General features: G+C 56.2%; 15 protein-coding genes and 1 tRNA gene. 5 read left to right on the top strand and 11 right to left on the bottom strand.

The genetic code is table 11. From position 1 onward, the window contains the following. Window positions 1–26: 26 nt before the first annotated feature. A complete protein-coding gene (locus G523_RS0100695; protein ID WP_022693088.1) occupies window positions 27–1,694 on the bottom strand; it encodes an alpha/beta hydrolase in 1,668 nt (555 codons plus the stop codon). 84 nt (window positions 1,695–1,778) lie between these two features. Next, window positions 1,779–2,885 (bottom strand): NAD(P)/FAD-dependent oxidoreductase, encoded by a 1,107-nt coding sequence (locus G523_RS0100690; protein ID WP_027441335.1) that lies wholly within the window; start codon window positions 2,883–2,885, stop codon window positions 1,779–1,781. Between the two features lie 207 nt (window positions 2,886–3,092). Between G523_RS0100690 and G523_RS0100685 the strand changes: the two genes are divergently transcribed. After that, window positions 3,093–4,460 (top strand): cytochrome P450, encoded by a 1,368-nt coding sequence (locus tag G523_RS0100685; RefSeq protein WP_022693086.1) that lies wholly within the window; start codon window positions 3,093–3,095, stop codon window positions 4,458–4,460. A 32-nt stretch (window positions 4,461–4,492) separates the two neighbouring features. Here the strand turns inward: G523_RS0100685 and G523_RS0100680 are convergent, their stop codons facing one another. The 4 genes from G523_RS0100680 to G523_RS0100665 all read right to left on the bottom strand — a co-directional run bounded on the left by G523_RS0100680 (window position 4,493) and on the right by G523_RS0100665 (window position 7,938). Further along, complete coding sequence (locus tag G523_RS0100680) at window positions 4,493–5,737, bottom strand: alkaline phosphatase family protein (RefSeq protein ID WP_027441334.1); 1,245 nt, start codon at window positions 5,735–5,737, stop codon at window positions 4,493–4,495. A 112-nt stretch (window positions 5,738–5,849) separates the two neighbouring features. After that, window positions 5,850–7,376, bottom strand: a complete 1,527-nt coding sequence (locus G523_RS0100675; RefSeq protein WP_022693084.1) for a methyl-accepting chemotaxis protein — start codon at window positions 7,374–7,376, stop codon at window positions 5,850–5,852. Window positions 7,377–7,402: 26 nt separating this feature from the next. Then, window positions 7,403–7,690 (bottom strand): hypothetical protein, encoded by a 288-nt coding sequence (locus tag G523_RS0100670; RefSeq protein ID WP_155802549.1) that lies wholly within the window; start codon window positions 7,688–7,690, stop codon window positions 7,403–7,405. A gap of 171 nt (window positions 7,691–7,861) precedes the next feature. Continuing rightward, a tRNA-Ile gene (locus G523_RS0100665) sits at window positions 7,862–7,938 on the bottom strand. 147 nt (window positions 7,939–8,085) lie between these two features. Between G523_RS0100665 and G523_RS0100660 the strand changes: the two genes are divergently transcribed. Further along, window positions 8,086–8,820: an SIMPL domain-containing protein gene (locus G523_RS0100660; RefSeq protein WP_022693082.1), complete on the top strand. Its 735-nt coding sequence runs from the start codon at window positions 8,086–8,088 to the stop codon at window positions 8,818–8,820. A gap of 16 nt (window positions 8,821–8,836) precedes the next feature. Beyond that, window positions 8,837–9,097 carry a TfoX/Sxy family protein gene (locus tag G523_RS0100655; RefSeq protein WP_027441331.1) on the top strand — a complete coding sequence of 87 codons (261 nt, stop codon included), beginning with the start codon at window positions 8,837–8,839 and terminating at the stop codon, window positions 9,095–9,097. Window positions 9,098–9,100: 3 nt separating this feature from the next. Here G523_RS0100655 and panD read toward each other — a convergent pair whose 3' ends face one another. The 4 genes from panD to G523_RS0100635 all read right to left on the bottom strand — a co-directional run bounded on the left by panD (window position 9,101) and on the right by G523_RS0100635 (window position 12,741). Continuing rightward, window positions 9,101–9,457: an aspartate 1-decarboxylase gene (gene panD, locus G523_RS0100650; protein ID WP_022693080.1), complete on the bottom strand. Its 357-nt coding sequence runs from the start codon at window positions 9,455–9,457 to the stop codon at window positions 9,101–9,103. 294 nt (window positions 9,458–9,751) lie between these two features. Next, complete coding sequence (locus tag G523_RS0100645) at window positions 9,752–10,165, bottom strand: DUF1330 domain-containing protein (RefSeq protein WP_022693079.1); 414 nt, start codon at window positions 10,163–10,165, stop codon at window positions 9,752–9,754. Between the two features lie 60 nt (window positions 10,166–10,225). Continuing rightward, window positions 10,226–11,902 carry a CocE/NonD family hydrolase gene (locus G523_RS0100640; protein WP_162141009.1) on the bottom strand — a complete coding sequence of 559 codons (1,677 nt, stop codon included), beginning with the start codon at window positions 11,900–11,902 and terminating at the stop codon, window positions 10,226–10,228. Between the two features lie 158 nt (window positions 11,903–12,060). Next, window positions 12,061–12,741 (bottom strand): cytochrome b/b6 domain-containing protein, encoded by a 681-nt coding sequence (locus G523_RS0100635; RefSeq protein ID WP_022693077.1) that lies wholly within the window; start codon window positions 12,739–12,741, stop codon window positions 12,061–12,063. Window positions 12,742–12,854: 113 nt separating this feature from the next. Between G523_RS0100635 and G523_RS0100630 the strand changes: the two genes are divergently transcribed. Then, on the top strand, window positions 12,855–13,352 hold the full coding sequence (locus tag G523_RS0100630) for a helix-turn-helix transcriptional regulator (RefSeq protein WP_022693076.1): 498 nt from the start codon (window positions 12,855–12,857) through the stop codon (window positions 13,350–13,352). Here the strand turns inward: G523_RS0100630 and G523_RS0100625 are convergent. After that, complete coding sequence (locus G523_RS0100625; protein ID WP_022693075.1) at window positions 13,343–13,576, bottom strand: hypothetical protein; 234 nt, start codon at window positions 13,574–13,576, stop codon at window positions 13,343–13,345. The genes G523_RS0100630 and G523_RS0100625 overlap by 10 nt on opposite strands. A gap of 124 nt (window positions 13,577–13,700) precedes the next feature. Between G523_RS0100625 and G523_RS0100620 the strand changes: the two genes are divergently transcribed. Beyond that, the gene (locus G523_RS0100620; protein WP_022693074.1) at window positions 13,701–14,339 is read left to right on the top strand and encodes an SDR family oxidoreductase; all 639 of its coding nucleotides are present in this window, start codon (window positions 13,701–13,703) and stop codon (window positions 14,337–14,339) included. Window positions 14,340–14,346 lie beyond the last annotated feature (7 nt).

The raw sequence follows: 14,346 nt of genomic DNA, 5'->3' as shown, positions 1-14,346 counted from the left end.
GGCCAGTCGGCCCGCTTTTTTATTGCCTAAATGTGTGTGGCCTGTCCCGCCACGATGTACCAGGTGATGATCAGGGCCGAAAGTAGCGCACCCGGCAGCACCGCTCTGGCTGACCGCCACGACGCGACAGTAACAAGCGCGGTGAAAGTCAGAACCGGAACAAACTGCATGCCGACAATGCTGAACAGGGGATCAGCGAACGCGGGCAGCTTTCCATTCGCGAACAGATAGCCGTAAATGCCCGCCATCAGCACGGTTATGCCCGCAGCGGAGAGGAGCCACGCCACGGAGAACTGGGTGAGGAAGCTCTTATACCCTTTGAACAGGTTCGTTGCGGCTGCATTCGACAGATAGAAGAACATGAAGAAGGGCAGGAGATAGGCTGCAAAGATCGGCCAGTGATGGCTGCCCATCGGTTTCAGCGCGACAACGAAGAAGCGGAAGTCGACCAGCAGGTGATTACTGATCGCCGCTGAAATGCCGAACAGAACGCCGAACGTGATCAGGGCCGAGATCAGCCCACCCGGAGAAAGCCTGAAACCGAACTGGCGGGAAATCAGCAGGCCGAGACCCGCGATAAGGCCATTGCCCAGCGCCCACGCCATGATCTGCGTGGTGATGTTCTGACGGAAAATGCCAAGGTTCGGGATATGCTCGCCAAGTGAGGTCAGCGGGAAGAAGAGCACTGCAGGCAGAGCCGCGCCTACCAGTACAGCAACCAGAACAACAAGGCCGTTACCGCTCTGCTCAACAGAGCCCGATGGCGCAAAGGCGATAACCCGATTGAGAGCTGAGAAAAGCGAGATTGCGAACATCGCTGCACCGATCAGGGCGATCAGCGTGCCAGCCTCCTTCAGATGCCAGACCTGATTATCTACTGCGAGCATGATTGGTGCGCCGAGCGTCATATCCATCCATGTCACCGCGTCGGCAGTGGCCTCAAACGAGAGATGGTCGCCCGGGTGGGTGGTGTTCGGCTGTGTCAGCCAGCGCGCTGTACCGGCTTCAATATCGCCATAGAGCTGGCGAGGAACGATTGTGTCGTCTGTACCGAACACGCTCTGGAGCTTGGCGCTGTCTGCTACATCAGCAGCCTGCTCAACTTCCCACATCAGGGTGGAGAACTCGTCAAAGCGGCTGAAGATAACGGCCAGATTGCGCGGCCAGTCTGCCGTGCCCGGCGCGGCAAACGGGGCGCCTGTAGAGGAGCCGACTAGCGCGACGCTGTTATAGGCGTCCGGCATGGCCATAGCCGCAGCGAGGCTTGTCCAGCCGCCCATGGAGTGCCCTTCAAGGCCTATACGGCTCGTGTCTACGTTCGGAAGGCCTCGCAGGTAGGCAAGGCCCGCAGGGCCGCCAAAACCTGCTGCAAAGGCGGTGTTCGTGGAGTAGCCATGACCGCTCTGATCGAGCGCAAGCACGACGAATCCGCGCCGCGCAAACTCGATAGCGAACGAACTCTGCGTTTCACGCGAGTTGATATAGCCATGCACCGCCAGAATGCCCGGAGCAGGGTTAGCTGCAGTGGCGTTTTCTGGCGTGTAGAGATAGGCAGATAGCTCGCTGCCATCCTGAAGAGGGATACGGACATCCTCTACGGTGACGCCATCAGAGGTCTGAACATGCGAAGCGAAGAAACTGCCGCCAAGAATGAGTAAAAGCCCGGCGATAAGGCCGAGTAGTGCGCGTTTCATTGGATGTCCTCCCGAGACGATCTGTGTCGTTTCAGGGGATTAGGGCGCAGATTGCCTGATTTGTCGATATGCGGGCGACGAACTTTACTGGCGTGCAACTGCTTCTGCGCCAACCGCCAGAGATGAGGTCAGGCCCGGGCTTTCAATACCGAACAGCGCGACGAGCCCTTCAATGCCGTGCACGGATGGCCCTTCAATGCGGAAGTCCGGTTGTTTTTCGTTCGGGCCGTGAAGCTTTGGCCTGATGCCTGTGTAATCTGGCATGAGAGTGCCATCCTTCAGGCCCGGCCAGAAGCGGCGGATCGTCTGATAGAAGAGCGGTTCACGGTCGAGCTCGACGTCATAATTCTCGGTTTCGACGAAGTGCAGGTCCGGTCCGAAACGCGCCTGACCGCCAAGGTCGCGGCGATAGTGCGTGCCGAGCGCGCCTTTGATTGGCATCGGGTAGATCAGCTTGCGGAACGGGGCTTTGCCCTGAAGCGAGAAGTAATTGCCCTTGCCGAAATGGATTGTCGGGATGAGTTCCTTGGGGAAGCCTTCAACGCGCTTAGCCACGTCTGCACAGCTAAGGCCCGCAGCAAGAAACAGGCGTTCTGTGGTAAGCTCCATCGGGTCAGCGCCGCCCGTGCGGACAAGGAAGCCGCCACCGGGCAGAGGCTCTGCATGTTCGAACGGCGTTGAGAGGACAACACTGCCGCCAACATCTTCGATACGGCCTTCCAGAGCCGTCATATAGCCGTGGCTGTCAAACGTGCCGCTATTCGGAGAGAGCAGGGCGCCAACGGTGCGAAGCTCAGGCTCCAGCGCTTTGGCTTGGGCGGCGCTCAGCACTTCCATGCCAGGCACGCCATTAATGTTGGCCTGTTCCAGAATCGCGTCCATCCGCTCCAGCTCGTCTTCCTCACAGGCGACGACGAGCTTACCGCAGCGGTCGTAATCGACCTTGTGGGCGTCACAGAACGCGTAGATGGCATCTGCACCTTCGACGCAGAGGCGGGCTTTAAGAGAGCCTGTCGGATAGTAGAGGCCTGCGTGAACAACTTCGGAATTACGTGAGGAGACACCGCTGCCGATCAGGTTGGCGCGTTCGATAACGATTGGCGCAATGCCGCGCTGTGCGAGCGCGTAGCCAATCGCCAGCCCGATAGCGCCAGCTCCAACGACAATAGCTTCGGTATCAAATTCCGACACACGCACCTCCGGTTCAGTTATCCTGTACTGGAAGCAGGGCTGCCAGCAATCGCTATCTTTCAGATATGACTGTAACTACCGTAACGACAAGTCCCCTGACCGTATTCGTTTCCCGAGGCGCTTGACTGCCCTTACGTACACCATGCTTGATCATGTTTATATCGACGGAAATCGCGCCCGACAGATGGCGCGAACGGGAGGAAAGACATGCAGCTCGTCAGCGAGAAAATTCTGACAGACAGCTTCAAACCGGACCCGAAGTTTGAGGCGGTTTATCCAAGGCTTGAGGGGTATAAGCTCTGGGATCCGTCATCCTGGACGAATGGTCACCCTCATCAGTTTTACGCACGCATGCGCGAGGAAGCGCCTGTCATGTGGTCTGAAATGGGCAAGCGTGGTTCAGGATTCTGGTCTGTGACGCGCTATGAAGATCTCAAATCGGTTGAGCTGAACCCTGCCGTATTTTCTTCCGAACGTGGCAGCATCAATATGGCCATCCAGCCGCGCGAGAACTGGAAACCAGCCATTCTGATGGAAGCGGCGATGAACTCGCTGATCAATCTGGATGCGCCGCGCCATATGGAAATGCGTATGCAGCAGCTGGATTTTTTCATTCCGCGCTATGTCGCCGAGCTGAAGGAGAAGGTTGAGAAAAAGGTCTCCGAACTTCTGGATAATGTCGAAGCGAATGGGCCGGAAGTCGACTTTGTGAAGCTGTTCTCTCAGGAGCTGCCGCTCTTTACTCTGTGCGAGATGCTGGGCGTGGATGAGGCTGATCGCCCGAAGATCATCAAATGGATGCACTATCTGGAGCTTGCGGCTCAGTACACGGCGAACCCGTGGAAAGTCATTATGAGCGAGCCGCTCTTCCCGATGAAATTCTTCAAGAATGTCGATGAGATGTTCGCTTACGGGAAGCAGGTCATGGCAGACCGCCGCGCGAACCCGCGCAATGATCTGCTCTCTGCGATTGCGAACGCCAGGCTGGACGGAGAAGAGCTGCCACAGGAGTTTCTGGACGGCTCATGGCTGCTCATCATCTTCGCAGGCAATGACACGACGCGAAATTCTGTTTCGGGCACGCTGCGGCTTCTGACGCAGTTTCCGGACCAGCGCGAGATGGTGCTATCAGACCGTTCAATGATACCGGCCATGTCTCAGGAAGCGCTGCGTCTCGTGTCGCCCGTGGTGCATATGCGCCGTACGGCGCTTGAAGACACCGAGCTTAATGGACAGAAGATCGCCAAGGATGAGAAAGTTGTCCTCTGGTATGGCGCAGCCAATCGTGACCCGAGCGTCTTCCCTGATCCTGACCGGATGGATATGACGCGTGAGAATGTCGATAAGCACCTCGCCTTCGGCCATGGCGTCCATAAATGTATGGGCTTCCGCGTGGCGCAGATGCAGCTGCGCATCGCCTATGAGCAGATATTCGACCGTTTCCCGAACATTCACTGGACGGGCAAACAGAAGATCGCGCCAAATGCGCTGGTCCACGCGATTTCCAGCCTAAAGGTCAATCTGTACGGCCCTAATGGTGTGAAGCCGACACGCGTGTCCATGGCGTCGGCATAGCCGGTCCGTTGCCGGCTACGCCGTGTCGCCGGTCAGTTGAGTACGTCTTCCAGCTGGGTCAGGTCGCCATCATTGGCGACCGGTTCAATGCCGGTCAGCTGTGCAAGCAGCGGGTAGACTGAAACATTGTCGAACAGATCCACTGTGACGCCGTTCGCGATAGCCGGGCCGTTAGCAATGAAGAGTGCGTGCATAAGCGGGTGTTCAGGATCGTAGCCATGGCTGCCGCCGCTATTGCGCCAGACCTGCATGTCCGCCGTTTCCCAGCGCCATCCGATGTCCGACAGGCACACGATCGCAGGCACGCGCGGATTGGAACCATATTCGAAGCGGGCAGGAAGGTTTTCCTTCAGCCAGCACTCGCCATGATCGTGACGACCGATCAGCGCCGCTTCGACTTCAGCCTCATGTCCTTCCAGAGGTGAAAGACCGACAAATTCTCCATTCCAGACATAATGAACGAGCGATGGATCAATCAGCGTGTCCATCGAGAAAATCTGCTCGTCTGAAACGGGCGCCATGCCATGGTCTGACACCACGATGAGGTTTGTCGTGTCCCGAATGCCGAGTGCTTCAAGGCCCTCGATGAGACGGCCAATGCTGGCATCGACCTGAGCCGTGGCAGAAACCGTGCGCGGATCATCCGGTCCGTAGATGTGGCCTGCTGTATCCACGATATCAAAATAGAGGGTCGCAAACTCAGGACGTTCGCTTTCCGCTACGTCCAGCCAGCGCAGCAGTTGATCGACACGTGCAAAATCCGGAAGGCGCTGATCGAACGGCATGAAGTCCGACGGACGCTCGCCATGGATTTCAAAATCGCTGCCCGGCCAGAACAGGGTTGCTGTGCGAATACCTTGTTGTTCGGCGCTTACCCAGAGCGGTGTGCCTTGTTCCCACCATGCCGCATTCGAAGTGACGTTCGGATCGGAGAGCATGAAGGTGTCACCAGGAATGGCCGGGTCTTCCATCGTGTTATTGACCATTCCGTTATGGTCAGGACGCAGACCTGTGATCAGCGTGTAGTGATTAGGGAAGGTCTTAGAGGGGAAGGAGGGCTGCATGCGGCCAGTCGCACCCGTTTCAGCCAATCCGTTCAGAACCGGCGTGACGCCGCTTTCGAGATAATCCGGGCGAAAGCCGTCAATGGAAATGAGGATAGTCAGTTGGCTTTCGGTTGCGCTGGGCGCAGCGTCGGAGACTTGCGGCGAAGTGGTTTCGCAGGCTGAAAGCAGCAGGGCTGCCGAACATGCGAGAGAGGACAGGATGCGTATCATGGCGCGCACTCTACTTCCGCCGTGTGACAACGCATTGAAAATCATCAGTCTATCAACAAAAAAGCCCGGCATGTGCCGGGCTTTCTGTCTGGGTAACAAGGGCGATTGCGGATCAGGCAACAGCCTTTTTGAGGAAGTCTTCGACACGTGCCGTGATGCGCTTGCCTGCTTCGCGAACTTCATCAGAGACGCCGAGAATGGTTTTTGCGGCGTCGGATGTTTCTTTCGCTGTGCGTGCAGCCGTGCTGACCTCGTCTGCCGCACGGCGTGTGCTGTCAGACGCTGTTGCGACGTTGCGGGCAATCTCGTCCGTTGCAACGCCTTGCTGGTCGATTGCGGCTGAGACTTGCAGAGTGAACGAGCTGATCCCGTCCATTTGCTCTGTGATCGCAGCAATCATATCCGTTGTTTCTTTCGTGACAGACTGAATTTGCTGAACCTGATCAGAAATCGTCTGGATCGCATTTGCCGTCTGATCGGCGAGGCCCTTCACTTCAGAGGCAACAACCGCAAAGCCTTTGCCGCTTTCGCCTGCACGCGCCGCTTCAATCGTTGCGTTGAGGGCGAGGAGGTTTGTCTGAGCCGCAATATCGCTGATAAGGTTTACAACGTCGCCTATCGCCTGAGCGCTTGTCGCAAGTTCGGTGACTTTCTGACGGGAGGCGTGTGTGGAGCCCGTCGCCTTCTCAACCAGCTCGGTAGAGTGGTTAATCTGGTTGACGATCTCATTGATGCTGGACGCGAGTTCCTGCGCAGCGCTTGCCGCAGAACCTACGCTTTCAAACGCGCTGGACGTCGCTGTGTCCATGCTTTGAGCTTGAGACCGGGACCCATCAGCTGAACGCTCAAGCGTTGTTGCTGTGTTGTTCAGAGAGTCCATATCGGTTGCGAGTGCATCCAGCAGACCTTTGACTTCGGATTCGAACTCGGTGGCAGATTCCTGAAGTGCATTGTAACGCAGACGCTCGCTGACGGCTTTCGCTTCGGCGTCAGTCTTCAGGCGGTTCGCTTCGGCCTCAGCTTCTTCGGCTGTGTGAACTGCGCTTTCAGCCGTTTCAAGTGCGCCGCGAACAGCAGACAGAAGGCTGGTGATTTTCGTGGACAGGAAGATCAGTGCGCCGCACTCAATGATCAGAATGCCGCCGTGAAGCAGAACCCGAACGAGAGGCGCGCCATCCGGGAATGCAAGCGTCGGAACGAACAGCGACGCACCAAGGTGGTGTGCGGCAACCGCGAGCGTGTACGCGACAAGTGCTTTCCAGTCCATCAGACCTGTCAGGATCGCTAGGCCCGCAAAAAAGGTCATGTGCATGTCGATTTGATATGCGATGCCTTCGCCATTCCATTGGAAGTTATAGACGAGCAGGGCAAGGATGCCCGCAACGCTGACACCAGTGCTGACCGGCATTGCGCCGTAAAGCGGCTTTGAGAAGAACGCTATTGTTGGCAATGCTGCAAGACCAATAGAGACCAGTGTTACAAATGTCGCGTGACCCTGACCGTTAAACATCGCAATTGCGCTAATCACGGCAGCAGTCAGCCAGGTTAGAACGAGGATCCCCTGCGCCACAGGGCGTCGAACCGCGTCGATTTTGAAATCGTCGCTGCTAAGTTTGGAAATGTCTTTAGTACCGCTCATAATTGTTCACCCAGTATTACCCGTTTTTATGGCTGACACATTTGCGCGTAGCTGGCGTCTAATACGTAATCCGCACCGAGGGCATAGAGTGCTCTGGACGTGTTGCCCGTTGGGTCGTTGACGATCAGGTGCCGGAAGTCCGGATTGAACGAAACGACCTCAAGACCAAGACGGCGCGCCTCAGCCTCCACGTTTTCAAGCGCATCATCCTCGCCAAAAATGGCGAGTATGTCCTCTCCCGCTTTCGGGCTGAGATTTAGCGCCAAAACCGGCAGTAACGAAAAAAGTATAGAAAACAGTATGTAAGTACGCATTGTGTTTCCTTTGCGTACGAACATGCCTGAAAGTCATGTGGTTTTCGTAAATAATTCCAGTAATTTCGTCGTGAAATGCGGACACAAATGTCGCAGCCATGTTGCGATGCGATGGCATCCGATGCGTGAACGGCTAAGATCTTTGATGTGCTCGGCGATAGATAGCGACACTGGTGGGCCCGGAGGGACTTGAACCCCCGACCAGACCGTTATGAGCGGTCCGCTCTAACCAACTGAGCTACAGGCCCGACGCAGTGAGACGGGGAACTTACCTGTTTTTTTTCATCCGTCGAGAGGTAAAGCCCGCAATTTTCAGATGAGCCGAGAATGAATGGAACCGTCATTCTCCTGCCCGGATTAGTATCTAGTCAAAGGGACAGAAAAGGAGACTCAATATGACTATCGTCAAACCGCTCGCCAGCGTTGCCGCCATCGCGCTGGCCTTTACCGCTATCCCTGCAACGGCTCAGAGCATGCAACACATGAACCACAATTCCATTCAGCCCGAAACAACGCTGAATATCTCTGCGACATCATCCGTCAGCGCGGCGCCAGACATCGCCTATCTTTCCGGCGGCGTGACAACAGAGGCGCGTACCGCTGCAGAGGCGATCCGTCAGAACGCAGCCGACATGGCAGGCGTTTACGCTGCTCTTGAGCGTGCTGGCCTTGAGGAAGCGAACATTCAAACGTCAAACTTCTCGCTAAACCCGCGCTATAACTATCCGCAAAATTCAGAGCGTGTTCTTGTTGGTTACACGGCCTCTAACCAGCTGCGCGTGACCGTGCGCGATATGGATAAAGTTGGCGGCGTGATTGATGCCATGGTTGCGCAGGGCGGCAACACATTCTCCGGCGTGCAATTCGGCGTGGAAGACCCGAGCGAGCTTCTGGATGAAGCACGCCGCGATGCTATGCGTGATGCCATGTCACGCGCTAACCTGTTTGCCGATGTGTCCGGTCTCAGCGTCGCGCGTATCGTGACGATCTCGGAGAACACACAATCAGCACCATCGCCGCAACCGGTCATGATGCGTGCCGCGGCGATGGAGGCTGCACCCACCCAGATTTCAGGTGGTGAGCTCAGCTTTTCTGCGACAGTGAATGTCGTCTTCGAACTGGAAGACTAGGAAGATGGGGGCCGGGGTGTCGGACAGACTGGAAGACGTTCGAAATCTCGGCCCGAAATCTGCCTGGGTTCTGCGAGAAGTCGGTATAGAAACGCAAACGGCGCTGAGAGAGCTCGGCGCCGTTGAAGCATATAGACGTGTGAAGTTTCAGTTTCCGCGCTATGCGAGCCTCAATTTGCTCTGGGCATTAGAGGCCGGACTGCGGGGCATGGATTGGCGCGCCCTGACCGGAGAGGACAAGGCTGCGCTATTGCGGGAACTTGAAGAAAAGGCTTAACGCCTAGTTCGGGCGAACGACGTCGTTCTTTTCGTTCAGCAGGACAACATTCGGAGAATAATTGCGTGCTTTTTCCGATTCGACCTGACCGAATGTGCAGATAATGACGCGATCACCCACCTGAAAATGACGTGCGGCTGCGCCGTTAACGCCAATGGTTTTCGAGCCACGTGGGGCTTCGATAGCATAGGTCATGATGCGGGAACCTGCCGTCACGTTCCAGATATACACCTGCTCGTGCGGAAGAATGCCAGCCTCGTCGAGAAGATCCTGGTCAATGGAAACAGAACCCTCATAGTGCAGGTCACATTGAGTGACTGCCGCGCTGTGAAGTTTCGCTTTCATCATCGTCAGAAGCATATTCGAGTCTCCAGAACACCACTGATATCAGGGGATTAGCTTCCCCGTTTCTTATATATAAGGACGAGGTTGACGCTAGGTAAGGGTCTCACTGCTTTCGCGTGTGCGAAGTCCTGAGCGCCTTATGCACGATGGAGCATGCTCCGTAAAGCGATATTACAGTAATTCCGGATAGTGATAATGCTGTAACGCGGCAAGAAACTGTAAAGAAACAGCCTGTTTGACTGTTTGTATTATAGTTTTACATCATGCTGCATTGCAGCAATGCTTGCTGCGTAACGGCGTTTGACTTGATCACTTTTCCGCAAGAACGGGGTGAGTCACGACCAGATCCTGATGCAAAAGGCCTGCTTCACGGTGCCGTGCAGCATCTTTATAGCCGGCATGGTTGAGCGTTGCGATGAAGGCTTTCCGGTTCGGGAACTGGTTGATCCAGACCATGTCCCAATCGCCGTCTCCAATGAAGAAGCGTTCTGCCTTGCCTTTGAAGACGCATTTGCCGCCAGCATCTTCCGCCATGACCTCAAACGCATCTGCATATCGCATATACGCTTCTTCTCCGGTTGAACCGTCTTCAAATTCCGGGTCTTCTGGCTGGTAAATAGCCTTATCCTTGAATTTCAGAAGGTTTACCTGCGCGACAGGGCCATCATGGTCGAAGTCGCGAAAGGCACGGAACTGGTCGGCGGTCGGCTGGAAGGCGGGCATGGCAGATCTCGTATCGGTAGAAAGGCGCGCCAGACTGATGCCCGGCGCGTTTCATCGAGCTTAGTTCGGATCGTAAATGATCGGAAGGATGATCGCGCTCGGGCGGTTTTCCGTCATATAAATCGTATTCTCTGCAACACGCGTTGTCTCTGCGTCCGACGGGTGCTCACCTGTATTCGGGTTCACATCAAAGCGCGGATAGTTCGACGATGTGACGTGAACCGCGATGCGGTGACCTTCTTCAAAGGTGATTGCCGTGTCCCAGAGGTCGATGGTGAGTTCGACCGGTGCGTTTGGCGTCATCATCTCTATCTGGTCAGGCTCGCGGCCGTTCCGGTAACGCGTACGGATGGCGCTATCGAGGATGATGGCTTCATAACCGTCAGGATAAACGTCGATGAGCTTGACCATGAAGTCGGTATCCGGCCCGTCGGTCGCTGCATATAGCTGCATGGTCACAGGGCCAGCCACCATAACGTCTTCTGTCAGAACGTCTGTCTCGAAGCGCAGATAGTCACCGCGCTCACCAATCTGGCGCTGGTCCATAGGGCCACGCTCGAAGGTCAGGTTCGCACCGCCAAAAGTTGGCACCGGATTTTCCGGATCAAACTCATAGCTCACCATTTCGTCGCCTGTTGGAGCACGCGTAGAGAGGCTGCCATTCGGGTGGAGATAGAACTCGCTATAGTTCGGCGCTGGCGGCCAGTTGCCAAAGCTCATCCAGCGGTTCTTGTCAGAGAGTTCATCCGTCCGCGCCGACGCCATCATATAGGCCTGCACAGGTGCTTCATCCATGATGCCATTGTTGATGTCTTTGAGCCAGTAATCGAACCAGCGGATTTCCTGATCGACGCCGTCAATCGTCAGAACGCCAAGGCCGCCGCCATTCGGATAGGCGAGGTCGCCCGAGAGCGGGCCATGCCCGAACGGGCCCATGGTGAGGCGTTGATTGCCGCGCGCGCCGTCGCGGCCTTCATTCTGCAGATATTGGAAATTGCGGACATTGCCTTCGTTGAAGATGTCGTACCAGCCGCCATAATTATACATCGGAATATCGATGAAGCGTCGGTTGTCGCCAATCTCTGTGTTCGACCAGTAGGCGCTGTCCGGATAGTTGCGGGCGGTGTTTGCAATCACCTCTTCGGAAATGCCCTGACGGCGGGACCAGCCGCCGGAGTCCTGCTCTTTGAATGCGCCGCCAATGTACGAGCCGGTAAGTCGGGTGGACGGCGCAACAATCACATAAGCTGCATCAAGGTGGGGCGGATCATAGGTCGCCGCGAGGTTGGAGGTGATGCCCATGGCAGAGCCGCCGGTAATGCCGACGCGCCCATTACACCAGTCCTGCTCGGCCATCCATTCAATCGTGTCATAACCGTCCGGACCGTCATCGATAAAAGCGCGGTAAAAGCCTTCAGAGCGGCCCTTGCCGCGCACATCCTGAACGAGGAAGGCAAAGCCTGCATCAGTGTAGCGATCACCTGCGCCAGGCTGGCCATAGCGAGCATCTTTCAGATAGGGCGTGCGCGTGACGATGCATGGCCACGGGCCTTCACCTTCCGGCAGATAAAGGTTGCCCGCCAGTACGGTCTCGTCGCGCATGGGTGTGAAAACTTCGATCGCGCCTTCAGGCGCGGTGTAGCTTTCTGATTGGGTTGCAGTGGCTTGTGCCATGACGGCGGGCGCAAAGGCGAAAATGGAAAGTGCCGCGAGCGCCGCGGAAAATGATCTCTTCAAAATGTCCTCCCTTGTGGTGAGCGCCTCTGTCGTGCGGCTCATCCATCGGGGAGGAGATTATACGGTGTTCACTATACCGACAAGGATCGTAGATAGCCTTTGATGAGCGAAGAAGGGGCAGGCTGGTCGACCATGCAACGACCAGCCTGCGGCCAGAGTTACAGCTGCTCTCGCTTGCGACCTGTAACCATGGCTTTCGCGAGATTCTCACCATGCGCGCGGCTGGAAACAATCACGCCGATCACGTGGAGACCGGCAAGGCCGAGCGTGAGATAGGTGAAAATCTTATGGATATTGTAGAGCGTGCCGAGAGGACCGGACGCGTGGCCTTCATGCTCTTCGCTTTCGTGATCGTCATCATCTTCTTCGTGGCTCTCATAGCCTGACGTGGTGGCAGGCGCTGCTGTGCCATTGGCGTCAACCTGCATGGCGATGACGGGTGCGAGCGGACCTTTACCTTCATCCATGGCGTACAGGGCCATGCCGGAACCGGTGGTCACCAGCATGGAGAACAGGAGCGCGAGGATCATCGCGCCGCCAGCAGGATTGTGGCCGATGAAGCGTTTTCCTTTGCCGGAGGCGATATCTTTCAGATAGCCGATCACTGCGCCGGGGCCGCGCACAAAATCTGAAAAGCGTGCATGTCTGGTTCCAATTACGCCCCAGAGCAAACGAAAGAGAACAACACCGGCAACCACATATCCGGCTGTCGTGTGGACGCTTCGGGATTCATCGCCCGAGAAGTATGCGGTGAGAACGCCGATCACGATGGCCCAATGGCCTATGCGTACAATCGGGTCCCAGACTTTGAGGCTTTTTGGCTCATTGTGTTCTGTCATGTCTGTCTCCAGTATTTACCCGAACAGAATGGCAATGCGGGCTCAAATAGCTATTCGTCAAATGACGTAAGCTATAAAAATGCCTTTTTTACAGTGTGATATGTGGATTTAACATGCGTAATCGTCTGAGCGTTTTCACAGTGATTGTCTTCGTTGGGATCGCTCTTCTGATCGCGCTGGACCTTGCCACCGATCAGGGAGAAGGGGCAGGGCTTGTTCACCTCGCCATTGAAGGCGCTGCGCTGATTGCAGCTCTTATAGGTGCCATTCTCACTCTGCGCACACTTCGCCGGACGACGAGCCAGCTAACCCTCGCGCGCGCTGAGGCCGACCGCTGGCAGAGCGAAAACCGCGAGCTGCTGCGGGGCCTTTCCGAGGCGATTGGAAAGCAGTTCGTCCAGTGGGGTTTATCACCGGCGGAGCAGGAGATCGGTTATTTGCTCCTGAAAGGGCTCAGCATGGATGAGGTCGCGAAAGTGCGTGGCACGAGCGAGCGTACCGCGCGTGATCAGGCACGGGCGATCTATCGCAAGGCCAGCGTATCCGGTCGCGCCGAACTGTCTGCGTTTTTTCTCGAAGACCTGCTGGTTGCGCCGGTTAATCAGGCCTGACGGCTCAGCGCGATCCGCGCGAGTTTCGCCACCAGCAGAAGCCATGGCCAGGCGTGCCAGAACAGATCGAAAATATCGATGGGTTTGGTGAGCGTACCCGCGCCCAGCATTTTTAGTTTTTCCCAAAGGTGAGGCTCAGGCACAAAGGGCGCGAGCCCAAGCGTCAGGCAGGTAAGGGCAACGAAGCCGATCGGGATCTGATCAAGAAGCGCAGGAATATTCATACATTCTAATAATACGAAATACGAGTGGATGGGAATAGGCAGTTTGTCTCAGTCCTGCAGTTTTCAGGAACATGCAGAGACCGCACCCGTTGGTCTGGCAGAACAAGAAAGAAAGGACAGACTCATGAATATTCTGATCGCAGGCGCACACGGAACAACTGGCCAGCTGCTGACAGAACGCCTCGTGCAACATGGTCACGCTGTGAAAGGCGCAGTACGCAAACCCGAACAGGTCAGCACGATCAGAGATATGGGCGCGGAGCCGGTGATGATGGACCTGACACAGCCAGAAACTTTCCCTCAAAATCTGGAAGGCATAGATGTCGTCGTCTTTGCGGCAGGCTCCGGCGGTAAAGCCGTAGAAGCGGTGGACCGTGACGGCGCGATCAGCCTCACCGATGCAGCCAAAACGACAGGTGTCGACCGTTTTGTGATGCTGAGCTCCATGCTCGCTGACACACCGGAAGCTGGCCCCGAATATCTGCAGGACTATCTGCGGGCAAAGGGTGAGGCAGATGCGTATCTCAAAAAGTCAGGGCTGGACTATGCCATTGTGCGTCCGGTAGCCCTCACGAATGAATCTCCGACCGGCAAGGTTAAGGTTGAGGACATCAACCACAATGGCGGTGAGATTCCGCGCGCCGACGTCGCCCATGTGCTACAGGCTGCGGTCGAGCGTCCCGAGGCAAAGAACACGCTGTTCGAACTGCAATCCGGCGATAAACCGGTCGATCGGATTTTCGAAGAAGAGCTGGTTGCGTAACGGATAA

This window comes from Ponticaulis koreensis DSM 19734, assembly GCF_000420665.1.
Classification (GTDB): domain Bacteria; phylum Pseudomonadota; class Alphaproteobacteria; order Caulobacterales; family Hyphomonadaceae; genus Ponticaulis; species Ponticaulis koreensis.
Note: the sequence above shows the minus strand (reverse complement) of the source record. Positions and strands in the feature narration are given on the sequence as shown.